Raw genomic sequence first — 26,441 nt, forward strand, 5'->3', positions numbered from 1 at the left:
ATCGAGGCGATGAAGCTTTCGCCGCCTTCCAGCGAGAAGCGCTTCTGGCCGACGTACTTGGTGTGCAGGAAGCGTTCGAGGCCTTCGGACTCGGTCAGCTGCTGCAGGATGTGGCGCTTTTCTTCGACCGAATAGACGGGCGCGCCCAGCGTGGTTTCCAGGCGTTCCTGGATCCAGCGCTTGGCGGCGGGATCGGAGATGTGCGTGAATTCGGCACCGATGCTGCGGCAGTAGGTGTCGCGCAGCGCCTTCAGGATGTCGCGCAGCGTCATGGTGCTGGCGGTCGTGAAGTAGGTGTTGGTGGCCGAGTAGGTCTGGTCCAGGTCGGCTTCGGTCAGGCCGTAGAAGGCCGGATCGAGTTCGGGGATCGGCGGACGTTCCTGGCGCTTGAGCGGATCGAGGTCGGCCCAGCGCGAGCCGAGCGAGCGGTAGGCGGCGATCAGCGATTGCACCGAGACTTGCTTGGAGGCGACGCTCAGGTCGGGTTCGGCGGCGCGTTGCACGAAGGCATTGGCCTTGGCGCGCTGGGCGAACGATTCGACGATGGGAGCGTGGGCCTGGTCGCGAGTGGATTCCTGGCCGTCGGTTGCGGGAGCGTGCTGCAATTGGTCGAAATATTCGCGCCAGTTGTCAGGTACCGAACCGGGGTTATCGAGGTAGGCTTCGTAAAGCTCCTCGACATAGGGGGCATTACCCCCGAATAAATAAGACGTGGATAGAGATTCCAATTCCGAAGACATATCGCTTCACCTTTACGAGTGCTTCACTCGACACGATGCAGGAAAACCTTCCGCGACACGGGCTTCCCGGTTAGCGGATAGCAGGGGCAGAAGGCGCGTACAAGCCTTGAAAGCCGTATGGACGAGAGTATAACCCTTTGAGTTTATGGGCGTCTTCTTGCGTTTGCGTGACGCAAAAGCGCATTGGGAATGCCTTCATGCGGCGTTGGAATGTCCTGCGAACGCCTTCCATTGCGCCGTCTACTCGCCATCAAATTCCGTTAATCCAAAATGCGGCGGCGCGTCATTTTTTAATTGACGCGCAATGTGTGTTGCACATTCGCCTCGTCAGACCGGCAAGGCCGTGGTCGACAGGATCTCTTTCAGGACGAAAAAGGTGCGTATCTGGCGTACGCCGGGAAGCTTGATGATCTCGCCCGCGTGCAGCTTGTTGAAGCGTTCCAGGTCGCGTATGCGCAGCATCAGGAAGTAATCGAATTCACCCGCCACCAGATGGCATTCCAGGCAGCCGCTGATGCCGCGCGCGGCCTCCTCGAAGTCGGTGAAGGACTCGGGCGTGGAGCGGTCCAGCACCACGCCCACGATCACCAGCGTGGCCATGTCCACCTCCGCCGGCTCCAGCAACGCGACGGTCTTGCGGATGATGCCCTCGCCCTTGAGTTTTTCCACCCGGCGCAGGCAGGCGGCTGGGCTCAGGTGGACGCGCGCGCTCAGCTCCAGGTTGGTGATCTGGGCATCCTGCTGCAGCTCGCGCAGGATCTGCCGGTCGATGCGGTCCAGCTCGGAAATGGCTGCCATTTGATATGTCCCTGAAAATTAAATTTCGTTTGTTGTTTTTATCGATGAATATTAAATCCATAAATCCTGATTCATAAAAAAATAACCCTGCTTATTTGAAAAAATACGCAATTGACCTCGCATCCCCGCGATTCCTATGATTTTTCCGTGCGCGCCATTCCGGCCGGCACGGCTACACCAACAGGAGCCAGCATGGATCTGCAACGATTTCCCCGCTACCGCCTGACCTTCGGCGATACCCCCATCGAAAAGCTCGACCGCCTCTCCGCGCACCTGGGCGGCAAGGTCGAGATCTACGCAAAGCGCGAAGACTGCAACAGCGGCCTGGCGTTCGGCGGCAACAAGCTGCGCAAGCTGGAATACCTGATTCCGCAGGCCCTGGAACAGGGTTGCGACACGCTGGTCACGATAGGCGGCATCCAGTCCAACCACACGCGCATGGTGGCGGCGGTGGCCGCCAAGCTGGGCCTGGCCTGCGTGCTGGTGCAGGAAAACTGGGTGGACTATTCCGATGCGGTGTACGACCGAGTCGGCAACATCATGATGAGCCGGTTGATGGGCGCCGACGTGCGGCTGGTCGACCAGGGGTTCGACATCGGGTTCCGGCGCAGCTGGGAAGACGCGCTGGAAGAAGTGAAACGGCGCGGCGGCAAGCCCTATGCCATTCCGGCCGGCGCGTCCGACCACGAACTGGGCGGCCTGGGCTACGTGGGCTTCGCCGAGGAAGTGCGGCGTCAGGAGGCCGAGCTGGGTTTCCGCTTCGACTACATCGTGGTGTGCGCCGTCACTGGCAGCACGCAGGCGGGCATGGTGGTGGGCTTTGCCGCCGACGGGCGCGCGAACCGCGTCATCGGCATCGATGCCTCCGCCACGCCGGACCAGACCCGCGAGCAGATCCTGCGCATCGCGCGGCGCACCGCCGACCTGGTGGGGCTGGACAAGCCGATCGAGGACGGCGACGTGGTGCTGGACACCCGTTATGCCTATCCGGCCTACGGCCTGCCCTCGGCCGAGACCAACGAGGCGATCCGCCTCTGCGCGCGCCTGGAAGGGATGATGACCGACCCGGTCTACGAGGGCAAATCCATGCAGGGGATGATGGATATCGTGCGCCGCGGCGAGATCCCCGCCGGCTCCCGCGTCCTGTATGCGCACCTGGGAGGGGTGCCGGCGATCAACGCCTACAGCTTTCTGTACCGCAACGGATAAGGGCGCCTACGGCCCCCTGGGCTGGCCCAGCGGCGACCTGCGCTGAAGGCGGCGCCCGCGGGAAGCCCCCGGGGCTTGCCACCGCGGCCGGTCCGCGCCCATGATGCAAGCAAGGTAGTACCCGGACTCCGCGAACGGCGCGGCGCGGCGCCCCCCCGCCCCGCCCGGAATTCCCCGGCGGGGCGCAGCGCGTCCGGGCCGCGGCCACCCAGGCGCTGGCCCCGGATCCCGTACAATTATGTACATAAGTTGTATACAAAACTGCGGTTTCCGGCTATGGTGCAGCTCATCGCGAGATCGTCCGCCAACCCCGCTCCCGCCGCCGAGCGCCGGGACCCACTGCCCGACCGTCCATGAGCCACTACGATTCCACCCGCCCTTATCCGCGCGACCTGGTCGGCTACGGCCGCAACCCGCCGCCCGCCCGCTGGCCCGGACAGGCCCGCATCGCCGTGCAGTTCGTGCTGAACTACGAGGAAGGCGGTGAGAACAGCGTGCTGCATGGCGATGCGGGATCCGAACAATTCCTGTCCGAGATGTTCAATCCCGCCAGCTATCCCGAGCGCCACCTCAGCATGGAGAGCATCTACGAGTACGGCTCCCGGGCGGGGGTGTGGCGCATCCTGCGGGAATTCGAAAAGCGCGGGCTGCCCTTGACCGTGTTCGGCGTCGGCATGGCCCTGGAGCGGCACTCCGAGGTGGCCTCGGCCTTCGTCGAACTGGGCCACGAGATCGCCTGCCACGGCTGGCGCTGGATCCACTACCAGCACGTCGACGAAGCCACGGAGCGCGAGCACATGCGCCTGGGCATGGACGCCATTACCCGCCTGACCGGCAGCCGCCCGCTGGGCTGGTACACCGGCCGCGACAGCCCGCGCACCCGCCGGCTCGTCGCCGACTACGGCGGCTTCGAGTACGACAGCGACTATTACGGCGACGACCTGCCCTTCTGGATGGAAGTGCGGAAAACCGACGGCAGCACCGTCCCGCAGCTGATCGTGCCCTACACGCTGGACTGCAACGACATGCGCTTCGCGCTGCCGCAGGGTTATTCGCACGCCGATCCGTTCTTCCAGTACCTGAAGGACAGCTTCGACGCGCTGTACGCCGAAGGCGACGAGGCGCCCAAGATGATGAGCATCGGCATGCATTGCCGCCTGCTGGGGCGGCCCGGCCGCATCGCCGCGCTGCAGCGTTTCCTGGACCACATCGCGCGCCACGACCGCGTCTGGGTCTGCCGCCGCATCGACATCGCGCGCCACTGGAAAGCGGCGCATCCCTACACTTCCAACGCCTGAACAGGACGCTCATGGACGACACCCTAGCCCGACTCAACTCGGCCCCGCCGGCCGACGCCGCCGCGATGCTCGATGGCCTGTACGAACACGCGCCCTGGATCGCCGAACGCGCGGCGCAGGCGCGCCCGTTCCGTTCCCTGGCCGAACTGCGGCAATGCCTGCGCCGGGCCGTCGCCGATGCCGACCCCGACGCTCGCCTGGCGCTCGTGCGCGCCCATCCCGAACTGGCCGTCCCGACGCCGCAAGGCCCGGCGCTCAGCGCGGAATCGACGCGCGAACAGACGCTGGCCGGCATCGGGCAAGGCTCGGCCGACGAGCTCGACCGACTGCGCGAACTGAATGCCGCCTACGCCGCCAAGTTCGGCTTCCCCTTCGTGCTGGCCGTGCGCGGCCCGCGCGGAACCGGCCTCGCGCGCCGGCAGATCCTCGACGAATTCGCCCGCCGCCTGGACAACCCGGCCGACGTCGAACTCCAGGAAGCGCTGCAGCACCTGCACCGCATCGCCGAGATCCGCCTGCGGGAACGGTTCGGCGACACCCCCGCCATGGGCGACGACATCTGGGACTGGGGCGAAGCCCTCGCCGCCCACAGCGACCCGGGCTACGCCGAAAAAGGCCAGTTGACGGTCACCTACCTGACCGACGCGCACCGCGCCTGCGCCGCGCAGCTGTCGCAATGGATGCGCGACTGCGGTTTCGACGAGGTCGGGATCGATGCCGTGGGCAACGTGGTGGGCCGATACCTCGCCGACCGCCCCGAGGCCCTGACGCTCCTGACCGGCAGCCACTACGACACGGTGCGCAATGCCGGCAAGCACGACGGGCGGCTGGGCATCTTCGTGCCCATGGCCTGCGTGCGCGAACTGCACCGGCGCGGCCGCCGCCTGCCCTATCACCTGGAGGTGATCGGTTTCGCCGAAGAGGAAGGCCAGCGCTACCGCGCCACCTTCCTCGGCTCGGGCGCCCTCATTGGCGACTTCCGCCCCGAATGGCTGGACCAACGCGACGCGGACGGCATCAGCATGCGCGACGCGATGGCGCGCGCCGGCCTGCGCGCCGAGGACATCCCCGCGCTGCGCCGGGATCCGGCCCGCTACCTGGGCTTCGTCGAAGTCCACATCGAGCAAGGGCCGGTGCTCTACGAAATGGGCTTGCCGCTGGCCGTCGTCACCTCCATCAACGGCTGCCTGCGCTACCAGGTCCAGGTTTTCGGCATGGCCTGCCATGCCGGCACCACCCCGATGGACCGGCGCCGCGACGCCGCCGCCGCGGCGGCCGAGATGGTCCTGTACGTCGAGCGGCGCGCCGCCCGCGATGGCGATTCGGTAGGCACCGTCGGCATGCTGGAAGTGCCCAGCGGCTCGATCAACGTGGTGCCCGGCGAGTGCCGCTTCAGCCTGGACCTGCGCGCCCCCAGCGACGAACGGCGCGACGCGCTCGCCCGGGACGTGCTGGCCGAGCTCGAAGCCGTCTGCCAGCGCCGGGGCCTGCGCTACGCCCTGGAAGAAACCATGCGCGCCGCCGCGGCGCCCAGCGATCCCGCCTGGCAGCGGCGCTGGGAACAGGCCGTCGACGCGCTGGGGCTGCCGGTCCACCGCATGCCCAGCGGCGCGGGCCACGACGCCATGAAGCTGCATGAAGTCATGCCGCAGGCCATGCTGTTCGTGCGCGGCCAGAACGCCGGCATCAGCCACAACCCCCGCGAATCCACCACCAGCGACGACATCCAGCTCGCCGCGCTCGCGATGCTGCAGCTGCTGGACGCGCTCGCCAAGGAAACGACATGACGACTCCGACCGATTACGCCCGGCTCGACGCCTGGATCGACGCCCACTTCGACGAGGAAGTCCGCTTCCTGCAGGAACTGGTCCGCGTGCCCACCGACACGCCGCCCGGCAACAACGCCCCCCACGCCGAACGCACCGCGGAACTGCTGCAAGGCTACGGCCTTTCGGCCGAGTCCCACCCCGTGCCCGCCGACGCGGTCCGCGACTACGGGCTGCAATCCATCACCAACCTCATCGTGCGGCGCGAGTACGGCGCGGACGGCCCGCGCATTGCGCTCAACGCCCACGGCGACGTGGTCCCGCCCGGCGACGGCTGGCAGCACGATCCGTACGGCGGCGAAATCGACAACGGCAGCCTTTACGGCCGCGCCGCCGCCGTCAGCAAGAGCGACTTCGCCAGCTATACCTTCGCGCTGCGCGCGCTCGAAGCCGTCGCCCGCCCCACCCGCGGCGCGATCGAGCTGCACTTCACCTACGACGAGGAATTCGGCGGCCTGCTGGGCCCGGGCTGGCTGCTCTCGCAGGGGCTGACCCGGCCCGACCTGCTGATCGCGGCGGGCTTCAGCTACGAAGTCGTCACCGCGCACAACGGCTGCCTGCAAATGGAAGTGACCGTCCACGGCAAGATGGCGCATGCCGCCATCCCGGCCACCGGCGTCGACGCGCTGCAGGCCGCCGTCAAGATCCTCGACGCGCTGTACGGGCAGAACGCGCGCTACCGGGAGATCCGCTCGCAGGTGCCGGGCATCAGCCACCCCTATCTGAACATCGGCCGCATCGAGGGCGGCACCAACACCAACGTGGTGCCGGGCAAGGTGGTGTTCAAGCTGGACCGGCGCATGATCCCCGAAGAGAACGCCGCCGACGTCGAAGCGGACATCCGCCGCATCATCGCCGAGACCGCCGCCGCCCTGCCCGGCATCACGGTGGACATCAAGCGCCTGCTGCTGGCGAACGCCATGCGGCCGCTGCCCGGCAGCCAGCCGCTGGTGCAGGCCATCCAGAAGCATGGAGAAGAACTGTTCGGCGAGCCGATACCCGCCATGGGCACGCCGCTCTATACCGACGTGCGCCTGTACGCCGAAGCCGGCATCCCCGGCGTGATCTATGGCGCCGGGCCGCGCAGCGTGCTGGAATCCCACGCCAAGCGCAACGACGAGCGCGTGGTGCTGGAAGACCTGCGCCGCGCCACCAAGGTCATCGCCCGCACGCTGTCCGACCTGCTCGGGCCGGCCTGACGGTCCCGCGGCCGGGCCGGGGCGGATGCGCTACGCCAGCCGCAGCACGCGCCGCCAGAACAGCACCGCCACCAGCACGAAGACGGCCAGCCCCAGGTAGGAGGCCGGTTTCGCGAAATCCTCCCCGGCGATGGCCAGCGGGGCATCGGTGCCGGCGGCGCCGATGATACCCGCCATCAGCACCCCGACCAGGCTTTCGCCGACGATCAGGCCGGAGGCGATCAGCACGCCGCGGCGGTTGGCCGCGTCGGCGAACTGCTCGTACGGCTTGCCGGCTTCTGCGGCGCGGCGGCGCAGAACGCGTTCGAGCAGCCAGGCGAGGACCGCGCCGGCCACGATGGGCGCCGCCACGGTGGGCGGCAGGTAGATGCCGATGCCGACCGCCAGCACCGGGATCCGGGCCACGCGGCAGGTGCGCATCAGGACCTGGTCCACCAGGATCAGGCCCACGCCGACCGCCATGCCGATCAGGATCATCGTCCAGTTGAGCTGGTGCGTGAAAATGCCGCGCGCGATCGCCAGCATCAGGGTCGCCTGCGGCGCCGACAGGGCCTGCGCCGGATCCATGTCGGCGCGCGGCATCGCGTCGGCGAAACCGTAGGCGTTGTACAGCAGCTCCAGCACCGGCGAAATCACCGCCGCGCCCGCCACGCAGCCGATCAGCAGCGCCACCTGCTGGCGCCACGGCGTCGCGCCCACCAGCCAGCCGGTCTTCAGGTCCTGCAGGTTGTCGTTGGAAATCGAGGCCACGGCCACCACCGCGGAGGTGCTGAAGATGGACAGCGCGATGGCCATCTGCACGCCATTCTCGGCGCCCAGCAACTCGCCGCCCAGCGCCAGCATCAGCAGCGACACCAGCACGATGGCCACGATGCCCACTCCCGAGATCGGGCTCGTCGACGAACCGACCAGCCCGGCCATGTAGCCGCAGGCCGCCGCCACCAGGAAGCCGAACACGAAGGCGAACAGCACGGCGTAGGCCACCAGTTTCCAGATGGCGCCGGCCGACAGCGGCGCGCCCGACAGGAACACCTGGAACGTCACGACCAGCACCGCCACCAGCACCAGCGTCACCGCCGAGATCCAGCCGGCCGACAGGTCGCGCTCGGTGCGCGGGATGCGCCCGGCCTGGGCCGCGTCCGACTTGCCCAGCGCGGCGAACGACGCCTTCAGGCCGCGCACCATGGGCATGAACAGAGTCGCCAGCGTCCAGATGGCTCCCACGCCGATCACGCCCGCGCCGATGAAGCGCACCTGCGACGACCACAGCCCGGTCGCGTACTTCTCCGGCGACATGCCGGCGGGCATGTCGCCCAGGGCGGTCAGGATCGGCACGGCGATCCCCCAGGAAATGACCAGGCCGGTCAGCATGGCCAGGCCCGCGACGATGCCGATGAGGTAGCCGGCGCCCAGCAGCGCCAGCGAGAATCCCATGGGCAGGCGGAACACCGCCCCGCCCAGCGGGAACCAGCCGCTGACGCTGTCGCCCAGCACCCGCAGGCCGCTGGCGGCGAAGCTGACCACGGCCGAGGCCAGGCCGCCGGCGACGATGTCGCCCATGCCCGTGGCCGTCCTGGCCGGCGGCCGCCCTGCGTCCTCGGCGGCGTCCGGAGCGCGCTCGGCGCTGCCCACGCGCAGGATCTCGGCGGCCGCCACTCCTTCCGGATACGGCAGGTCGCTCTGCACCACCATCACGTGGCGCAGCGGAATGGTGAACATCACGCCCAGCATCCCGCCGGCCGCGCAGATGCCCAGCGTCTGCCAGAACGGAAAGCCCTGCCAGTGCCCCATCATGACCAGGGCCGGCAGGATGAAGATGATGGAGGACAGCGTGCCGGCCGCCGAGGCCTGGGTCTGCACCATATTGTTTTCGAGGATGTTCGCGTCCTTGAACAGGCGCAGGACGGACATCGAGATCACCGCGGCCGGGATGGCGGACGAGAACGTCAGGCCCACCTTCAACCCCAGGAAGACGTTGGAGGCCGTGAAAATGACGGTGATCAGGGCGCCCAGCAGGACGCCGCGGAACGTCAGTTCCGGCAGCGTGACCTCTGCGGGGACGCGGATGGGTTCGGTCATGGAAATCTCCCTGTCTGCAAGGCGCGAATTCTAGCGCCCCCCGGTTGCGGCCCGGGAGGCGGCCATCGGCCGATTCGGCGGCATAAGCTGCCGCCGGCAATCCGTCCTGCAAAAGATTATGCTGAAAGCGGCGCGATTCCGCCAAGATTTCGATCACCCATGCCAGGGGCAAGGGTCTAGCATGGGTGCTAAACCAGGAGACAACACCACTATGCGCGACGCCAGCACCCTCCGCCCCGGGCAGGGCACGGAACCCGACCTCGACCCCGCCGAAACCGCCGAATGGCGCGACGCCCTGCAATCGCTGGTCCAGGCCGAAGGCGCCGGACGGGCGGGCTACGTACTGGACAATCTCCTGGGCCATGCCGCCTCGCTGGGCCTGCGCGCCCGGGCGCAGACGCGCACCGCCTACCTGAACACCATCCCCGCCGACCAGGAGCCGCCGTTTCCCGGCAACCTGGCCGTCGAAGAGCGCATCGCGCGCATCAACCGCTGGAACGCGCTGGCCATGGTGGTGCGCGCCAACCAGGCGCACGGCGAACTGGGCGGGCACATCGCCAGCTATGCCTCGGCCGCCGACCTGTTCGAGGTGGGCTTCAACCATTTCTTCCGGGCGAGCACCGCCGACGGCCCCGGCGACCTGGTCTACATGCAGCCGCACTCGGCGCCGGGCGTGTACGCCCGCGCCTACCTGGAGGGCTTCCTCGGCGAAGACGACCTGGCGCATTTCCGCCAGGAAATCACCGCCACCGCGCGCGGCCTGCGCGGGCTGTCTTCGTATCCGCACCCGTGGCTGATGCCGGACTTCTGGCAATTCCCCACGGGCTCGATGGGCATCGGCCCGATCAACGCCATCTACCAGGCGCGCTTCATGCGCTACCTCGAACACCGCTCGCTGGTGCCGGGCGGCGACCGCAAGGTCTGGGGCATCTTCGGCGACGGCGAAATGGACGAGCCCGAGTCCATCGCGGCGCTGACGCTGGCCGCGCGCGAAAAGCTCGACAACCTGGTGTTCGTGGTCAACTGCAACCTGCAGCGCCTGGACGGCCCGGTGCGCGGCAACGGCCGCATCATCGACGAACTCGAAACCCTGTACGCCGGCGCGGGCTGGAACGTCATCAAGCTGGTCTGGGGCAGCGACTGGGACGCGCTCCTGCGGCGCGACACGGGCGGCGCGCTGGCCCGGGCGTTCGCCAATACCGTGGACGGCCAGTTCCAGACCTTCGCCGCCAACGACGGCGCCTTCAACCGCGCCCACTTCTTCAACCAGAATCCCGAACTCGCCGCCCTGGTGGCCGACTGGACCGACGAAGCCATCGACCGGCTGCACCGCGGCGGCCACGACATGGTGAAGATCCATGCGGCCTATCACCGCGCCGCGCGCCATCGCGGCCAGCCCACCGTCATCCTGGCCCAGACCAAGAAGGGCTTCGGCATGGGCGCGGCCGGCCAGGGCAAGATGACCACCCACCAGCAGAAGAAGCTGGACGACGAGGCCCTGCTGGCCTTCCGCGACCGCTTCGCGCTGCCGATCTCGGACGCCGACTGCCTGGCCCTGAAGTTCTACCGCCCCGCCGAAGACAGCGCCGAACTGCGCCACCTGCAGGCGCGCCGCGCCGCGCTGGGCGGCCACATTCCCCGCCGCGCCACCGAGGCGCCCCGCCTGGCGCCGCCGGACGCCGAACAGTGGGCGCGCTTCGCGCTGGCCGCGGACGGCAAGGAAATGTCGTCCACCATGGCCATCGTGCGCATGCTGACCGCGCTGCTCAAGGACCCCGCGGTGGGTCCGCGCATCGTGCCCATCGTGGCCGACGAGGCCCGCACCTTCGGCATGGCCAACCTGTTCCGCCAGATCGGCATCTATTCCGCCCAGGGCCAGCTCTACGAACCCGAGGACATCGGCTCGGTGCTGTACTACCGCGAGGCCCGCGACGGCCAGATCCTGGAAGAAGGCATCACCGAGGCCGGCGCGATCTCGTCCTGGACGGCCGCCGGCACCAGCTACTCGGTCAACGGCCTGCCGATGCTGCCGTTCTATATCTATTACTCGATGTTCGGCTTCCAGCGCATCGGCGACCTGATCTGGGCGGCCGCCGACCAGCGCACGCGCGGCTTCCTGGTCGGCGCCACGTCCGGCCGGACCACGCTCGGCGGCGAAGGCCTCCAGCACCAGGACGGCTCCAGCCACATCATGGCCGCCGCCGTCCCCAACTGCCGCGCCTACGACCCGGCCTATGCCTACGAGGTCGCGGTCATCGTCGAATACGGCATGCGCCGCATGCTGGACGAACAACGCGACGAATTCTTCTACCTGACCGTCACCAACGAGAACCTGGCGCAACCCGACATGCCCGCGGACGAGGGCACGCGCGAGGGCATCCTGCGCGGCATGTACCGCCTGCGGCCCGCCCATGGAGAGGCCCAGGTGCGCCTGCTGGGCGCCGGCCCGATGCTGCGCGAGGCCGAGATGGCGGCCGAGCGCCTGCGGGCGGACTACGGCGTGGAGGCCGAGGTCTGGAGCGTGACCAGCTTCTCGGAGCTGGCCCGCGACGGCCGCGAAGCCGAGCGCGCCCGCGTGCTGGGGCTGGAAGCCGACGCCGCCACGGACTGGGTGCGCGCCTGCCTGGGCGGCAGCGACGCGCCGGTGATCGCCGCCACCGACTACGTGCGCGCCGTCCCGGACCAGATCCGCGCCTGGGTGCCGGCGCCGTACCGCACGCTGGGCACCGACGGCTTCGGCCGCAGCGACACCCGCGCCCGGCTGCGCGACTTCTTCGAGGTCAGCGCCGACTGGATCGCGCTCTACGCGCTGGACAGCCTGGGCCGGCAGGACGACGCCCGGGCATTGCGCGCGCGGCTGAACGCCGGCACCCGCCAAACCCCTCCCTGGGAACTCTAGGATGGAGGGCGCGCGGGCCTTCGCTGCACTGCAACAACCAAGGCTGCGCGCTTTCTGTTGAAATACGGGTGTTCCCAAGCATTGCCAGATGAAAACGGCGGGCCGCGAGCCCGCCTTTTGCAGTCCGTTTTCTTTTTCTGTTTTACGCCCCAGAAGGCCTGTATCCCATGGACGAAACTCTCACCAAACTGGCGTTGGACTACCACGCCTATCCGACTCCCGGCAAGATCTCGGTCACCCCGACCAAGACCCTGGCCAACCAGGACGACCTGTCCCTGGCCTACTCCCCCGGCGTGGCGGCCGCCTGCATGGCCATCTTCGACCAGGGCGACGACGCCGCCTCGAAGTACACCTCGCGCGGCAACCTGGTGGGCGTGATCACCAACGGCACCGCCGTGCTGGGCCTGGGCAACATCGGTCCGCTGGCCGCCAAGCCGGTCATGGAAGGCAAGGGCTGCCTGTTCAAGAAATTCGCCGGCATCGACGTGTTCGACATCGAACTCGCCGAAAACGACCCGGACAAGCTGGTCGACATCATCGCCGCGCTGGAACCCACGCTGGGCGGCGTCAACCTTGAAGACATCAAGGCGCCCGAGTGCTTCTACATCGAGAAGAAGCTGCGCGAGCGCATGAAGATCCCCGTCTTCCACGACGACCAGCACGGCACCGCCATCATCTCGTCGGCCGCCATCCTGAACGGCCTGAAGGTCGTGAACAAGGACATCGGCTCGGTCAAGCTGGCCTGCTCGGGCGCCGGCGCCGCCGCCATCGCCTGCCTGGACCTGCTGGTCCACCTGGGCGTCAAGCGCGAGAACATCTACGTGGTCGACTCCCGCGGCGTGATCTGGGATGGCCGTGACGAGAACATGGAGGTCAACAAGAAGCGCTACGCGCAGAAGACCGACGCGCGCACGCTGGCCGACGTGGTCAACGGCGCCGACGTGTTCCTGGGCTGCTCCACCGCCGGCGTGCTGACCGCCGACATGGTCAAGACCATGGCCGCCAGCCCGCTGATCCTGGCGCTGGCCAACCCGGAACCCGAAATCCGTCCGGAAGTCGCCAAGGCGGCGCGTCCCGACTGCATCATCGCCACCGGCCGTTCGGACTATCCGAACCAGGTCAACAACGTGCTGTGCTTCCCGTTCATCTTCCGCGGCGCCATGGACGCCGGCGCCTCGCGCATCACGGAAGAGATGAAGCTCGCCTGCGTGAAGGCCATCGCCGAACTGGCGCAAGCCGAGCAGAACGATGAAGTGGCTCGCGCCTACGCCGGCCAGGAACTGTCCTTCGGTCCCGACTACATCATTCCCAAGCCCTTCGACCCGCGCCTGATCGTCCAGATCGCCCCGGCCGTGGCCCAGGCCGCCGCCGACTCCGGCGTCGCCGCGCGTCCCATCGAGGACATCGAAGCCTACCGCCAGAAGCTGATGGGCTTCGTGTACCACTCCGGCCAGCTGATGCGCCCGCTGTTCGCCCAGGCCAAGAAGGCGCCCAAGCGCGTCATCTACGCCGACGGCGAAGACGAGCGCGTCCTGCGCGCGGTGCAGACCGTGGCCGATGAAAAGCTGGCGTTCCCGATCCTGATCGGCCGTCCGTCCGTCATCGAAATGCGCATCAAGAAGTTCGGCCTGCGCCTGGCGGCCGGCAAGGACTTCGAGATCGTGGATCCCGAGGACGACAGCCGCTTCAACGAAACCTGGAATGCGTACTACCAGCTCAAGGGCCGCGAAGGCGTGACGCCGGCCATCGCCAAGGCGATGATCCGCAAGCACAACACGCTGATCGGCGCGATGCTGCTGCGCCGTGGCGATGCCGACGCACTGCTGTGCGGCGTGGCCAGCAAGTACGACAACCAGCTCAAGTACATCGACGAAATCATCGGCAAGAAGGAAGGCCAGACCTACGCCGCCCTGAACGTGCTGATGCTGCCCGACCAGACGCTGTTCGTCACCGACACGCACGTCAACGAGAACCCGACGGCCGAGGAAGTGGCCAACATCACGATCCAGGCCGCCGACGAGATGCTGCGCTTCGGCGTGGTGCCGAAGATCGCGCTGCTGTCGCACTCCAACTTCGGCAGCCGCACGACGGAATCCTCGCGCAAGATGGCCAGCGCCAACAAGCTGGTGCGCGATCGCGCCCCCGACCTGGAAGTCGACGGCGAAATGCACGCCGACGCCGCCCTGTCGGAGAAGATCCGCATGCTGGCCTATCCGGACAGCACGCTGAAGGGTCGCGCCAACCTGCTGGTCATGCCGAACCTGGACACCGGCAACATCACGTACAACATGCTGAAGATGACCGGCAGCAATGGCATCGCGATGGGCCCGATCCTGCTGGGCGCGGCGCGTCCCGTGCACATCCTGACCACCAGCGCCACCGTGCGCCGCATCGTCAACATGACGGCGCTGGCCGTGGTGGACGCGCAGCAGGAAGCCGCCGAGGCCGCCAAGAAACGCCGTTGATCGACCTGTTCGGGCGCCCGCGGCGCCCGGCATGCAAAGCGCCCCTCGGGGCGCTTTTTTCTTGGCGGTTCGGCGGGGGATGGTACAACCATGCTTGTCCCGCCTTTCTGGAGCCGACATGCTGCAAGACGCCCTGCTCGCCTGGTTTCACTACCTGGCCATTTTCGTGCTCGTAGTCATCATGACGGCCGAAGCCGTCCTGCTGCGCCCCGGCCTGGCGCCCGACACGGTTCGCCGCCTGGCCTTGTACGATCGCTTCTTCGGCGTGTCGGCGGTGACCGTGCTGGTCACCGGCGTGCTGCGCCTCATGCTCGGCGCCAAGGGCGCGGCGTTCTACATGGCCAATCCCTGGTTCCACGCCAAGATCGCGCTCTTCGTCGTGATCGCGCTCTGTTCGATCCCGCCCACCCTCGCCTTCATCCGCTGGCGCAAGCAGGCCGCCACGCAGCCCGGCTTCGTGCCGCCGGAAGCCGACATCCGCCGCGCGCGCCGCTGGGTGATGATCGAATCCCATCTGTTCATCTTCCTGCCGCTGTTCGCGGTGCTGATGGCGCGCGGCATCGGCATGTAGCGCCCGGCCCCGCTCCGGGCCGGCGCGTTCAGGAGGGGCAGCGCACCGACGCCTGCGGCGGCGCCCCTTCCACCTCGATGGTGGCGAACAGCATCACGCCCGCCTCGGCGTTCGGCAGCGTGGCCAGCACCTCGCCGTCCCCCCGCTGCACCACCGACATGCCCTCGGACAGCGCCTCGCCGTCGTCGCGCAGCACCGTCATGCCATGGTCCGGGGTGAGCACCCAGGCGTCCGGCAGGCGCCGGTTCAGCGGATAGGCGGTGGACTGGACCCGCGTGCCCGCGGGATAGCGATAGGGCCCCAGCCGCAGCGGGCAGGCCAGCGCCGCGCTCGCCACGCCCAGCAAACGATGCGTGTCGTCCAGGCGCAGCCCGGGACGCCCGAGCAACATCCCGGACACCGCCAGGGGCTCGGGCGAATCGACGCTCACGTACCAGTTCAGCGGCTCCACGTGCCCGTTCGTGTAGGTCTCGCCCTTTCTCGCCCGGACCTCGGCGCCGGCCGGCAACGCGATCCCTCCCGCGCGATTGCCCGCGCCCAGCGTGCAGGATTCGAACTCGGGACGGGCGTCTTTTTTCTCGACGCTGAATTCGACCTTTTCCGTGGTGTCGCAGCGCCAGCCCGCCACATCCTGCACGCCCGCGCCCCAGAGGTACAGCGTGTGCGGATGCGCGCCGAGTTCCTCGTAGGTTTCCCGGTCGTACTCGGTGCGCAGGTAACGCACGATACGCGTGGCCTGCATGCCGAATGCCGGAACCGGCGCCTCGAACGTCGCCTCGGTGTAGCGTTCGGGCTGGCCTTCCCTCGCCAGCACGAGGCGCGCGCCCGCGGGCATGGCCACGCCGCCCAGCGTCTGCGGCTGCGCCAGCGTCACGCGCCGCGCCGCCTCCAGGCGGTCATGTTCGCGGTCCACGGTCCAGGACACGTACCGGATGAAGACATAGAAGGCGGACAAGGCGGCCAGCGCCAGCAGCGCGCCGCCGTGCAGCCAGGGGCGGCGCCCGAACCGCTGCCTTGCGCGGCGGCTGGCAGCCAGCACCGCCAACCATCCCAGCAATGCCAGGCCCGCGAGCTGGGAAACGAAAAGGAAGACGAAGAATTCCGTCGACGGCAGCGAAATCGGGATCATGGCGGCGATGATACGCGAACCGCCGCCTCGGTCGGGATGCCGCGCCCCCGCGCCGGTCCGGACGCCGACAGCCCCCTGTCCCACGCCTCAGGTGAAATGATCCAGGACGGATTCGTCCGTCAATTCGTCCGGCTGCAAGGCCCGCGTGATGGTGCCTTTGTGGATCAGCAGCACGCGGTCCGACAGCTGGCGAATGAAATCGATGTTCTGCTCCACCAGCACGATCGCCAGCCCCAGGCGCTCGCGGATGTCCTTCAGCTTGTCCACGATTTCATCGATGATGGAAGGCTGGATGCCTTCGGTGGGTTCGTCGAGCAGCAGCAGCCTCGGCCGCGCGACCAGGGCCCGCGCCAGCGCCAACAGTTGCTGCTCTCCGCCGCTGAGCGCGCCGCCGGGGCGCCCCGCCAACGGTTTCAGGCGCGGGTACTCATCCAGGATTTCTTGCACGTCCATGCTACGCCCGGGGTTCGCCTTGGCTGAAAACCTGAGGTTGTCCAGCACCGACAGGCCCGGAAAAATGCCCCGCCCCTGCGGCACGTAACCCATGCCCATCCGGGCGCGCCAGTGGGAAGGCAAGCGCGTGATGTCCGCGTCCTGCAAGCGCACGGCGCCCGCCGTCGCCGGCAGCACGCCCATCAGCGTCTTCAGCAGCGTGGACTTGCCCATGCCGTTGTGGCCGAGCACGCCCAGGAATTCCGCCTCGGCGACGTGGAATTGCACGCCCTCCAGAACGGGAATGCGGCCGTAGCCGGAAGCCAGATTGTTGACCGTCAGCAAGTTCATGCGCCGCGCCCCCTTCCCAAATAGACATCGCGCACCTGCGGATCCGCGATGATCTGCTCAAACGAGCCTTCCGTCAGGATGCTGCCCTGATGAAACACGGTGACCGTGCGCGCGATCTTGCCGATGAAGGCCATGTCGTGCTCGACCACCACCACGGCCGCCCGCGAATTCAGCTCGTGTATCAGGTCCGCCATGCGCTGGGTTTCCTCGTCGCTCATTCCGGCCGCGGGTTCGTCTAGCAGGATCACCTTCGGATCTCGCGCCACGACCATGCCGATTTCCACCCACTGCCGCTGGCCGTGGGCCAGCTCGCCCACCAGCTTTCGGGAAACGCCCTCCAGCCCCAGGCGGGCCTTGATCTGCTCGGCCCGGTCGAGCGCCTTCCCGGAGCTGCAGGCGCTCCAGGCGGCCAGCCACAGGTTCTCGTCCACCGTCAGCCCGTCCAGCACGGTCGGCACCTGGTTCTTGATACCCATGCCCCGCTTGGCGATGGCGTGCTGCTGCGCATGCCGGATGCTGCGTCCGTCGAACAGAATGTCTCCTTCCGAGGGCGCGAGTTGGCCGCTGAGCAACTTGAAGAACGTGCTCTTGCCGGCGCCGTTGGGCCCGATCAGGCACCTCAGCTCGCCTCGGCGCAAGACGAAATCGATATTGCCCAGCGCCTTGACGCCGCCGAAGCGCTTGCCCACGCCCCGAGCCTCCAGGATGATGTCGCGGTCCGTCATCGCTCGCCTCCCGCGCGCCGCCGCGGCGCTAGACGGGCGATCAGGCCTTGGCACGCCGGCGCCAATCCCTGCGGAAACAACAGCACGCAGACGATCAATATGAATCCCAGCGCCAGCGTGACCTGGCCGACGCCCACCGTGCCCAGCCAGGTGGTGAGGTACTGGATGAGCAGCGTGCCGATGATCGGCCCCGCCAGGATGGAACGTCCGCCGACGATGACCCAGATGACCACCATCGCGGCCTGGTTGAGGCTGAACATCTCCGGACCGACGAAGTTCCCCCACAGCGCGTACAGGCCTCCGGCCAGGCCGGCCAGCCCGCCGGCGATGACGAAGGCCATCAGCTTGTACAGCCGGCTGTCGTAGCCCAGCAATTCCATGCGCTTGTCGTTTTCCCGCAGCCCCACCAGCACGCGTCCCGTCGGGCTGGCGAGGAACAGGCGGATGCCCACGTACGCCAGGGCCAGGAAGAACAAGGCCAGGTAGAAAATGCCTTCGATGGATTGCAGGTCGAGCGGCCCGATCCGCAGCGGCAGCCCCGGCACGCCGGGTATGCCGTTCTGTCCGTTGAGCCGCACGGTGCCGATGACGTATTCGGGCCCCGAGGTGGCGCGCACGCCCTTCTCGAAGATCAGCGTGACGACCAGCGTGATGACGCTCAGGTAGATATCGCTGATCCGGCCGTACATCATGAAATAGCCCAGCAGTACCGCGAACAGCATGGGCACGACGGCCGCCAATGCCAGTGCCGCCACGGGCAGATCGGTATTCAGGCTGAACAGGGCATAGGCATAGCCGCCCAGGCCAAAGAAAATCGTCTGGCCGAAGCTCAGGATCCCGACGTAGCCCCACAGCAATCCCATGCTCAGCGCCAGCAGCGACAGGATCATCACCAGCGACAGGTCCAGCTGGAGCGCCGTGTCGGCGTACCGGGGCACGGCCAGCATCAGCGCTACGCAAACGCCCACCGATGCCCACCAGGGCCATCGGGGCCGGCGTCCGGCATGCGCGTCGAAACTCATGGAAAACGTATGGCTGCTCATGCTACATACCTCGCTTCATTCTGCCTGTGATGCCCAAGGGGAGCATGCGCAGTAGGAGAACCGCCGCGATCAGCATGCTGACCTCGCCCAGCACCGAGCTGTAGGCATAGGACACCACGCCGTCGATCGCGCCGAACAGGGATGAGGCCGCGCTCGCGCCCACGAGAGGCAGGTGGCCGCCGACGATGACCGTGATGAACGCCTTGGCCACGAAAAAGCCGCCCATGGCCGGACTCACCCCGGTCAATGGCGCCAGCGCCGCGCCCGCCAGCCCGGCCAGGCAGGAACCCAGCCCGAACGTGGACATGTAGACGCGGTCTCGATCCACGCCCAGGCAAGCCGCCATCTCCGGAGCCTGCATGGTTCCGCGCACGATCAGGCCCGCCTTGGTCCGAACCGCCAGCCACCAGCACAGCGCGACCAGCGAGAAGGAAAACGCGCAGATCGCCAGGTTGTAGGAAGAGACGCTCATGCCGCCCAGGCTGACGTTGGCGAAGTACGTCGACATTCCCATGCTGGATGCGCCGAACACGGTGGTGGCCGCCCCGACGAACAGCAGCGACAACCCCCAGGTGGCCAACAGCGTGTCGACCATCCGTCCGTAGAGGAAGCGGATGACGAGCCGCTCGACCACGATGCCTGCAATGCCGGCGATCGCCCCGCCGGCCAGTACGCCCAGCCACAGCGGCGCGCCGGCGTTGGCGGACAGCACGCACGCGTATCCGCCCACCATCATGAATTCGCCGTGGGCCAGGTTGATGACCTTCATCATGCCGAATATCACCGCCAGCCCCAGGCTGATCAGCAACATCAGGGAGATCGAAAATACGACTAGGTAAAGACCGGTGTATAGCGATGTCACGCGGCTCTCCGAAGCGGATGGTTGATGTCCGCCAGGGCCGTCGGCGTAGCGGCGGCCCTGGTACTTCCGGCATCTAGAGCTTGGGCTCGTACTGCCGGGTGTCGTCGGGATTGCGCCTCAGGTCGCATACCGCCTGGGTATCGGTGGGCTGGCGCTGGGGGAATGACTTGACCACGTCGAAGCCCTTGTCCTTGTTGCCGATGGCGATGTGGATATCCATGACGACGTGATTGGACTGCTCATCGATGGAGTACAGTCCGCCGGGGCCGTCGTACCGGGTCCCCGGCAAGGCGGCGATGACCTTGTCCGGCTCCACGCTGCCGGCGCGCCGGACCGCTTCGGCCCATAGCATCATGCCGCGGTAGCCGTACTCTCCATACTCGCCGATGTAGTCCGACTCCCCGGTGAAGTCCGCGAAGCGCTTCACGAATTTCCTGGCCGCGTCGGTGGGCAGCGTGTCGATGAAGGACGCGGCGATGATGGTGCCGTCGTTCTCCTGCGCGCTGAGCATGGAGTTCTCCCTGGCGGCGCCGTACACCGTGCCGATCAGCGTCATGTTCTTCTTGCCTATGGTCGATTCGAACTGGCGGTAGAAGCTCATGTGGGCATCGCCGACCAGCGCGGACCACACCGCATCGGGCTTGGCGGCCTGGATGCGGCTGAGCGCGGGCGCGAAGTTGGTCACGTCCAGGGGAAAGAACTCGACGGCCACGTCCTTGCCGCCCTTTTCCCGGATGAACTTCTGCAGCCATTTGCTGGTGATCTGGCCGTAGTTGTAGTCGGCCGCCAGGATGTAATGCGTCTTGGCGTTGCGCTCTTTGATCACGTAGTCGACCAGCGGGTCCAGCTCCTGGCCCGGCACCATGCCGGGACACACGTGGCGGCGATCGCACACGCCGCCTTCGTACAGGGCGTTGTAGAAGTACAGCCCCTTGAAGCGCTGCACGATCGGCCTGACCACTTCGCGCGCGGAACTGGCGACGGCGCCGTGGATGACGTCGGCCTTGTCGCGGACGAACGCCTGGGTCGCGTATTGCGAATAGAGCCGGTTGCTGGACTGGGTGTCGTAGAAGGCGACCTCTACCTTACGGCCCAGCAAGCCGCCCGATGCATTGATCTCGTCGGCCGCCATGGCGACCGCCTTGATCTGCTTCAGGCAGTAGTTGTTCAGGACGCCGGTCTTGTCCAGCAGGTTGGCCACCTTGATCGGCTTGGACGAATCGATTTGCGCCTGCGCGAGCAGATCGAAGCTGCTGGCGTACGCCAGCACGCCGGCCGCGGTTTTGATGAAACCCCGTCGATTGAGGGACATGGACACTCCTTCGTTGAATTGCCCCCGCCGGCGTCTCCCGCCGGCGGCGATCCTGCGGCTGCGATCCGGCCCGACGCCGACGCGCGCCCGCGCGCTCAGGCACCGGCCAGATCGGGATGCCTGCGATGCCAATCCGTCATTTGCTGATACGCATGCGCGGCGCGCACGATCAGGTCTTCGCGAAAATCGGCGCCCACGAACTGGAAGCCGATCGGCGTGCCGGCCCCTTCGAGAAAGCCGCCGGGCAAGGTAATGGTGGGCACGCCCGCCATGTCCAGCGGCGCCGTGTAGCGCATCATGGCGAACCAGATGTCGACATAGGCCTGGCCGGTGACGTGCATTTGCGCCACCGTCGGCGAGGCGATCGGCGTGGTGGGAATCAACAGCACGTCCACCGTTTGCATCAGGGCCCGCATCTTGCCCGTGTACGCGGCGCGCTGCAGCAGAATCTTCTGGTAGTCGATGCCGCTCTGGGCCATGCCCATCTCGATCAGGTTGGCCAATGCCGGGCCGTAGGAGCCCTTGTGCCGCGCATAGGTTTCTTCATGGGCCACGGCCGCTTCGATGCTGCACAGGTTGAACCAGTTGCGCTGCACATCGACCGCGTCGGGCGCCTTGACCTCGACGATCTCCGCGCCCAGCTTCGCCATTACGGCAACGGCTTCGTCCATCATCTTGCGCGTCGGCGCATCGACATCGTCATGGTTCCAGCGGGAATCGACGCCGATGCGCAGCCCCTTGACGCCCCGCTCCATCTCGCTCAGATAATCGGGAACCGGCAACTGACTGGCCGTCGGATCGTTCTCGTCGGCGCCCGCGATGACCTGCAGCATCGCGGCCGAATCCTCCGCGCTGCGCGTCATCGGACCCAGGTGATCGAGCGATGCCGCCAGCTCGAACGCGCCGTAGCGGCTGACGCGCCCCCAAGTCGGCTTGATGCCCGACAGTCCGCAAGCCGCGGACGGGAAGCGGATCGAGCCGCCGGTATCGGTGCCGATCGCGCCATAGCAAAGCCCGGCCGCCGGCGCCACGCCCGACCCGCTGGAAGACACGCCGGTCCAGTGCTCGGGATTCCAGGGATTGATGGGCGGATCGACGTCCGGATGATGGTCGGTGAGCGCGCCCTCGGTCAGCTGGACCTTGCCCAGCAGGACGGCGCCGGACTCCCGCAGGCGCTTCACCACCGTGCCGTCTTCGCGGGATTGAAACTCCCGGTAGACCGTCGTTCCGAACGCGGTGGGCGCGTCGAAGGTCCAGCACAGGTCTTTCACCGCGACGGGCACCCCATGCAGGGGGCCGCGCACCTGGCCTTGCGCGATCTCCCGGTCCGCCTGGCGGGCAGCCGCCATCGCGCCGTCCTTCATGAGCAGGACGTAGCTCTTGAGGCGGCCGTCCAGTTTGTCGATGCGTTCGAACTGCCGCTCGGTGACGGTTTCAGAAGAGACCTCGCCGGATTGAATGGCCTTGCCGATTTCGCGCAGTCCCATGTAGTGCAGATCATCGTGATTCATTCCGTCCTCCTTGACGTCAACCGACAGAAACCGCCAGACGCTATCGTCTTGCGCGGCTTGAAATAGCCTGATGCGTGTCTGGAAGCAGATTACGGCGCGTGCCGAACGGATTCTTGTTCGTGACCGCCAGCCGACTTGACTGTGACAGCCACGCGCGCGCGGCGCGGAATCGGAAGCGGGAAAAGAAACAGCCCGCTGGACCCCAGGACGGGCCCCAGCGGGCTGCCGGACCGGCGCCGCTCAGCGCCTTGTTCGACTCAGCAGGTCTTTCGGCGAATGGCCGTAGCAGAGTTTGAAGATCCGGCTGAAATGCGAAACGTCGTTGAATCCATGGCGGAACGCGGCCTCGGTCACCTGACGCGCCCTGCCCTCCTTCAGCGAACAATAGGCGGATTCAAGCCGCCGCTGCCAGACCCAGCGCATGGGCGTGGTGCCGCTCTCGGCGAACATGCGGGTGAGCGTGCGCTCGGACACGCGCAAGGCGATGGCGATCCGGTCCACCGTGAGCTGGGGATCGTCCAGGTGGGACTCCACGTACTGTTTGGCGCTCCCGAGCAGTCTCTCGCGTTCGCTGGCGGCCGAGTCGCTGCCGGCCATCTGCATCTGGATCGTCGCCGCCAGCAGGTCGAGCAAGGACGCGGCAAACTGGGTTTGCACGCCGGGAGGCAGATCCTCGGAGAAGTTGATGTCGGCGGCGGAGCGTATCGTGTGGAACAGCAAGCCGGTGATGGGTTTGTCCGGCATGAAGCGCATGGCCGTATAGCGTTCCGCCAGCGGGGCGCGATACAGCAATTGCTTGCGTGGAATGCGCAACAGCAAGACGGACTCGGGCGTCATATCGTAGGTGAACAGGCGCTCGGCGTCGTACAGGGCGATATCGCCATTGTTGATGTGCGTGGAACGGCCCGATTGCGACAGATGGCCCGTTCCCGACTCCATCAGCGTCAACAGGAATGCCTCGTTCTCATCCCGGCGCACGTGCCTGGCCGCGCGCTGCCACACATGGCGGGGAGAAGACATCCGCGATATCTCGATCTCGTCGATCGACTTGGCGGCGTACTTGCCGATAAAACTGCCTGAGCTGTCGATGGTGCTGTCGGCCTGTACACAATGTTTGCAGACGACTTCGTTCCAGTACTCGGGCCGCTGGCGCTCACTCACCTTCTCGGTCGAATAGTTCAGCTTCATTTCCCCTCCGGCGGGGCCAGTGCCAGAGATTGACACGGATTTTGCGGAAATACGGCTTATCGGTCCTCTTGCTGCCTGCTGCTTCCTGCGTGCTGCCGGGCGGGGAGTCGCCCCCCCGCTTTGTCCCGAAGATTCTGCCAAAAGGCAACTGCCTTTGAATTGGTATTTACCCGTTGCCCCATCGGGCCCTGGGACCGGCGCGTCCCCGCTTCCGGAGGCAGGCGGACAGGCCGCCGCAGACGGGCTGCGCCCATGAAAAAACCCGCCTCGTTGAAGGCGGGTTTCTCGGAGCGGACCGCTAGCGGATCAACGCTTGTCCATCGGGGGCACGTCGCGCGTGACCGAACCGGTGAACAGCTGGCGCGGACGGCCGATCTTGTAATCGGGATCCGACAGCATTTCGTTCCACTGGGCGATCCAGCCCACCGTGCGGGCCAGCGCGAAGATGGCCGTGAACAGCGAGGTCGGGATGCCGATGGCGCGCTGGACGATACCCGAGTAGAAGTCCACGTTCGGGTACAGCTTGCGCTGCACGAAGTACGGATCCGACAGGGCGATGCGTTCCAGTTCCATGGCCAGCTTGAACAGCGGGTCGTTTTCCAGGCCCAGGGCCGAGAGCACTTCCTTGCAGGTTTCCTGCATCAGCTTGGCGCGCGGGTCGTAGTTCTTGTAGACGCGGTGGCCAAAGCCCATCAGGCGCACGCCCGAGTTCTTGTCCTTGACCTTCTCCATGAACTCGCCGACCTTGGCGATGCCGCCGTTGGCTTGCAGTTCTTCGAGCATCTGCAGGCAAGCTTCGTTGGCGCCGCCGTGAGCCGGGCCCCACAGGCAAGCCACGCCGGCCGAGATGGCGGCGAACGGGTTGGTGCCCGACGAACCGCACAGGCGGACGGTCGAGGTCGACGCGTTTTGCTCGTGGTCGGCGTGCAGGATGAAGATGCGGTCCAGCGCGCGCTCGACGACTTCATTGACCTTGTAGTCTTCGCACGGCGTGGCGAACATCATGCGCAGGAAGTTGCCCGTGTAGGACAGGTCGTTCTGCGGATAGATGAACGGTTGGCCTTGCGAGTACTTGTACGCCATCGCAACCAGCGTCGGCATCTTGGCGATCAGGCGGATGGCCGAGATGTGGCGATGCTGCGGGTTCGTGATGTCGGTGGAGTCGTGATAGAACGCGGACAGCGCGCCGACCAGGCCCGTCAGGACGGCCATCGGGTGCGCGTCGCGGCGGAAGCCGCGCAGGAAGAAATGCAGCTGCTCGTTCACCATCGTGTGATGGGTGACTTGCGAGTCGAAGTCGGCCTTCTGGTCCTTGTTGGGCAGTTCGCCGTTCAGGATCAGGTAGCAGATGTCCATGAAGTCGCAGTTCACGGCCAGCTGCTCGATGGGGAAGCCGCGATACAGCAGCTCGCCCTTGTCGCCGTCGATGTACGTGATGCCCGATTCGCAGGCGGCGGTGGACATGAAGCCCGGGTCAAACGTAAACATGCCCGTCTGGCCGTAAAGCTTGCGGATGTCGATCACATCCGGACCGACCGTGCCCTTGTAGACAGGGAACTCAATGGGAGCGCTGCCATCCGAGAAGGATAGCGTGGCTTTTTTGTCAGACAGGTTCATGTTTTTTCCTCTCAATTAATCAGAGCGCGCGCATCTGGCCAATAATGCCCCGGAGCCTGGGCGTGTCCAGCTCGCCTTCGAGCTCCTTGCGGGCCAGCAGCAGATCGAGCAGGTCGTTGTCTCCCAATTCGAAAAGCTGCGTCAATGCGGCTACGTCATCATCGGTAAGCTCGGCCTCGTGGGCGTCCAGATACCGGGTGATGATCAAGTCGTTTTCGAGCAGACCGCGACGCGCCCGCCAACGCAGACGTGCCCGCTCTAGTTCAGTTAGCCTGCTCATCGTTACACCTAAATGAAGCCCTCGCGCCGCGTCCGCTACGCGGACCAGCTGCGCCCGGGGAGGCGTTTCCGCCCCGTGCCGGCCCGGCGGCGGAAAGCCTACGGACCTCGGCGCCACCCGGGCTTGCCGCCCTCCGGGAGGGCCATATCCCGGAAGGCTCGGCGATAAAAAAATCCTGCTTCAGACTAGACCGTGCGACGGACCAGCAGTTCCTTGATCTTGCCGATCGCCTTGGTCGGGTTCAGGCCCTTCGGACAGACGTCGACGCAGTTCATGATGGTGTGGCAACGGAACAGGCGGTACGGATCGTCCAGGTTGTCCAGGCGCGAACCCGTGGCTTCGTCGCGGCTGTCGGCGATGAAGCGGTAGGCTTGCAGCAGGCCGGCCGGGCCGACGAACTTGTCCGGATTCCACCAGAACGACGGGCAGGAAGTGGAACAGCACGCGCACAGGATGCACTCGTACAGGCCGTCCAGCTCTTCGCGCGCCTCGGGCGACTGCAGGCGCTCTTTTTCGGGCGGCGGCGTGTCGTTGATGAGGTACGGGCGGATCGAGTGGTACTGGTTGAAGAAGTGCGTCATGTCCACGATCAGGTCGCGGATCACGGGCAGGCCCGGCAGCGGGCGCAGCACGATCGGTTCCTTCAGCTCGCGCAGGTTGGTCGTGCAGGCCAGGCCGTTCTTGCCGTTGATGTTCATGGCGTCCGAACCGCACACGCCTTCACGGCACGAGCGGCGCAGGGCCAGGCTGTCATCGACGTCGTTCTTGATGCGCACCAGCGCATCGAGCAGCATCTTGTCGGTGGGCTGGAGTTCGACGTCCAGCTTCTGCATGTAGGGACGCTCGTCCTTGTCCGGATCGTAGCGGTAGATTTCGAACTTGACGATTCTCTTGGTGCTCATAGTAG

The 26,441-nt window shown here is 66.7% G+C and carries 21 protein-coding genes; 7 read left to right on the forward strand and 14 right to left on the reverse strand.

The genetic code is table 11. The annotated features are described in order from the left end of the window. Together ACN6PJ_RS19685 and ACN6PJ_RS19690 are read right to left on the reverse strand one after the other, a co-directional pair. A partial coding sequence (locus ACN6PJ_RS19685) for a 2-oxoglutarate dehydrogenase E1 subunit family protein (RefSeq protein ID WP_427997524.1) occupies positions 1-740 on the reverse strand: 740 nt, incomplete at its 3' end. A 327-nt stretch (positions 741-1,067) separates the two neighbouring features. Then, positions 1,068-1,538: an Lrp/AsnC family transcriptional regulator gene (locus ACN6PJ_RS19690; protein ID WP_062684947.1), complete on the reverse strand. Its 471-nt coding sequence runs from the start codon at positions 1,536-1,538 to the stop codon at positions 1,068-1,070. A gap of 192 nt (positions 1,539-1,730) precedes the next feature. On the opposite strand from ACN6PJ_RS19690, the gene ACN6PJ_RS19695 reads away from it, so the two are divergent. From ACN6PJ_RS19695 to ACN6PJ_RS19710, 4 genes are all read left to right on the forward strand, one after another. Further along, on the forward strand, positions 1,731-2,747 hold the full coding sequence (locus tag ACN6PJ_RS19695; protein WP_088145777.1) for a 1-aminocyclopropane-1-carboxylate deaminase: 1,017 nt from the start codon (positions 1,731-1,733) through the stop codon (positions 2,745-2,747). A 353-nt stretch (positions 2,748-3,100) separates the two neighbouring features. Beyond that, a complete protein-coding gene (gene puuE, locus ACN6PJ_RS19700; protein ID WP_427997525.1) occupies positions 3,101-4,045 on the forward strand; it encodes an allantoinase PuuE in 945 nt (314 codons plus the stop codon). An 11-nt stretch (positions 4,046-4,056) separates the two neighbouring features. Then, entirely contained in the window at positions 4,057-5,832 is a 1,776-nt protein-coding gene (uraD, locus tag ACN6PJ_RS19705) for a 2-oxo-4-hydroxy-4-carboxy-5-ureidoimidazoline decarboxylase (RefSeq protein ID WP_427997526.1), read from the forward strand. After that, positions 5,829-7,070, forward strand: coding sequence for a M20 family metallopeptidase (locus tag ACN6PJ_RS19710; RefSeq protein WP_088446006.1), 1,242 nt, complete (start codon positions 5,829-5,831; stop codon positions 7,068-7,070). Before uraD ends, ACN6PJ_RS19710 begins: the two co-directional genes overlap by 4 nt. A 30-nt stretch (positions 7,071-7,100) precedes the next feature. Here ACN6PJ_RS19710 and ACN6PJ_RS19715 read toward each other — a convergent pair whose 3' ends face one another. After that, the gene (locus tag ACN6PJ_RS19715) at positions 7,101-9,149 is read right to left on the reverse strand and encodes an OPT family oligopeptide transporter (protein ID WP_062684942.1); all 2,049 of its coding nucleotides are present in this window, start codon (positions 9,147-9,149) and stop codon (positions 7,101-7,103) included. A 211-nt stretch (positions 9,150-9,360) separates the two neighbouring features. On the opposite strand from ACN6PJ_RS19715, the gene mdeB reads away from it, so the two are divergent. From mdeB to ACN6PJ_RS19730, 3 genes are all read left to right on the forward strand, one after another. Continuing rightward, entirely contained in the window at positions 9,361-12,048 is a 2,688-nt protein-coding gene (gene mdeB, locus ACN6PJ_RS19720; protein ID WP_088446008.1) for an alpha-ketoglutarate dehydrogenase, read from the forward strand. Between the two features lie 167 nt (positions 12,049-12,215). Further along, positions 12,216-14,513, forward strand: coding sequence for an NADP-dependent malic enzyme (locus ACN6PJ_RS19725; protein WP_427997527.1), 2,298 nt, complete (start codon positions 12,216-12,218; stop codon positions 14,511-14,513). Between the two features lie 118 nt (positions 14,514-14,631). Continuing rightward, the gene (locus tag ACN6PJ_RS19730; RefSeq protein WP_088145782.1) at positions 14,632-15,084 is read left to right on the forward strand and encodes a DUF2214 family protein; all 453 of its coding nucleotides are present in this window, start codon (positions 14,632-14,634) and stop codon (positions 15,082-15,084) included. A 28-nt stretch (positions 15,085-15,112) separates the two neighbouring features. On the opposite strand, the gene ACN6PJ_RS19735 is transcribed toward ACN6PJ_RS19730, so the two are convergent. From ACN6PJ_RS19735 to ACN6PJ_RS19785, 11 genes are all read right to left on the reverse strand, one after another. After that, on the reverse strand, positions 15,113-16,213 hold the full coding sequence (locus tag ACN6PJ_RS19735) for a hypothetical protein (RefSeq protein WP_427997528.1): 1,101 nt from the start codon (positions 16,211-16,213) through the stop codon (positions 15,113-15,115). 87 nt (positions 16,214-16,300) lie between these two features. Then, entirely contained in the window at positions 16,301-16,996 is a 696-nt protein-coding gene (locus ACN6PJ_RS19740; protein ID WP_427997529.1) for an ABC transporter ATP-binding protein, read from the reverse strand. Then, positions 16,993-17,721, reverse strand: a complete 729-nt coding sequence (locus tag ACN6PJ_RS19745; RefSeq protein ID WP_125284627.1) for an ATP-binding cassette domain-containing protein — start codon at positions 17,719-17,721, stop codon at positions 16,993-16,995. Before ACN6PJ_RS19745 ends, ACN6PJ_RS19740 begins: the two co-directional genes overlap by 4 nt. Next, positions 17,718-18,764 carry a branched-chain amino acid ABC transporter permease gene (locus ACN6PJ_RS19750; protein WP_427997530.1) on the reverse strand — a complete coding sequence of 349 codons (1,047 nt, stop codon included), beginning with the start codon at positions 18,762-18,764 and terminating at the stop codon, positions 17,718-17,720. Before ACN6PJ_RS19750 ends, ACN6PJ_RS19745 begins: the two co-directional genes overlap by 4 nt. A gap of 1 nt (position 18,765) precedes the next feature. After that, positions 18,766-19,626: a branched-chain amino acid ABC transporter permease gene (locus ACN6PJ_RS19755; RefSeq protein WP_254598863.1), complete on the reverse strand. Its 861-nt coding sequence runs from the start codon at positions 19,624-19,626 to the stop codon at positions 18,766-18,768. Between the two features lie 73 nt (positions 19,627-19,699). Continuing rightward, positions 19,700-20,938 carry an ABC transporter substrate-binding protein gene (locus ACN6PJ_RS19760; RefSeq protein ID WP_062684934.1) on the reverse strand — a complete coding sequence of 413 codons (1,239 nt, stop codon included), beginning with the start codon at positions 20,936-20,938 and terminating at the stop codon, positions 19,700-19,702. Between the two features lie 95 nt (positions 20,939-21,033). After that, positions 21,034-22,449, reverse strand: coding sequence for an amidase (locus ACN6PJ_RS19765; protein ID WP_125284628.1), 1,416 nt, complete (start codon positions 22,447-22,449; stop codon positions 21,034-21,036). A 240-nt stretch (positions 22,450-22,689) separates the two neighbouring features. Continuing rightward, the gene (locus ACN6PJ_RS19770) at positions 22,690-23,637 is read right to left on the reverse strand and encodes a helix-turn-helix domain-containing protein (protein ID WP_088145787.1); all 948 of its coding nucleotides are present in this window, start codon (positions 23,635-23,637) and stop codon (positions 22,690-22,692) included. Between the two features lie 306 nt (positions 23,638-23,943). Continuing rightward, a complete protein-coding gene (locus tag ACN6PJ_RS19775; RefSeq protein ID WP_057284849.1) occupies positions 23,944-25,254 on the reverse strand; it encodes a citrate synthase in 1,311 nt (436 codons plus the stop codon). 19 nt (positions 25,255-25,273) lie between these two features. Continuing rightward, the gene (locus tag ACN6PJ_RS19780) at positions 25,274-25,534 is read right to left on the reverse strand and encodes a succinate dehydrogenase assembly factor 2 (protein ID WP_043542897.1); all 261 of its coding nucleotides are present in this window, start codon (positions 25,532-25,534) and stop codon (positions 25,274-25,276) included. Between the two features lie 185 nt (positions 25,535-25,719). After that, a complete protein-coding gene (locus ACN6PJ_RS19785) occupies positions 25,720-26,436 on the reverse strand; it encodes a succinate dehydrogenase iron-sulfur subunit (protein ID WP_427997531.1) in 717 nt (238 codons plus the stop codon). Positions 26,437-26,441: the final 5 nt, after the last annotated feature.

The organism is Achromobacter sp. (genome assembly GCF_050285585.1).
Lineage (GTDB): Bacteria > Pseudomonadota > Gammaproteobacteria > Burkholderiales > Burkholderiaceae_B > Achromobacter.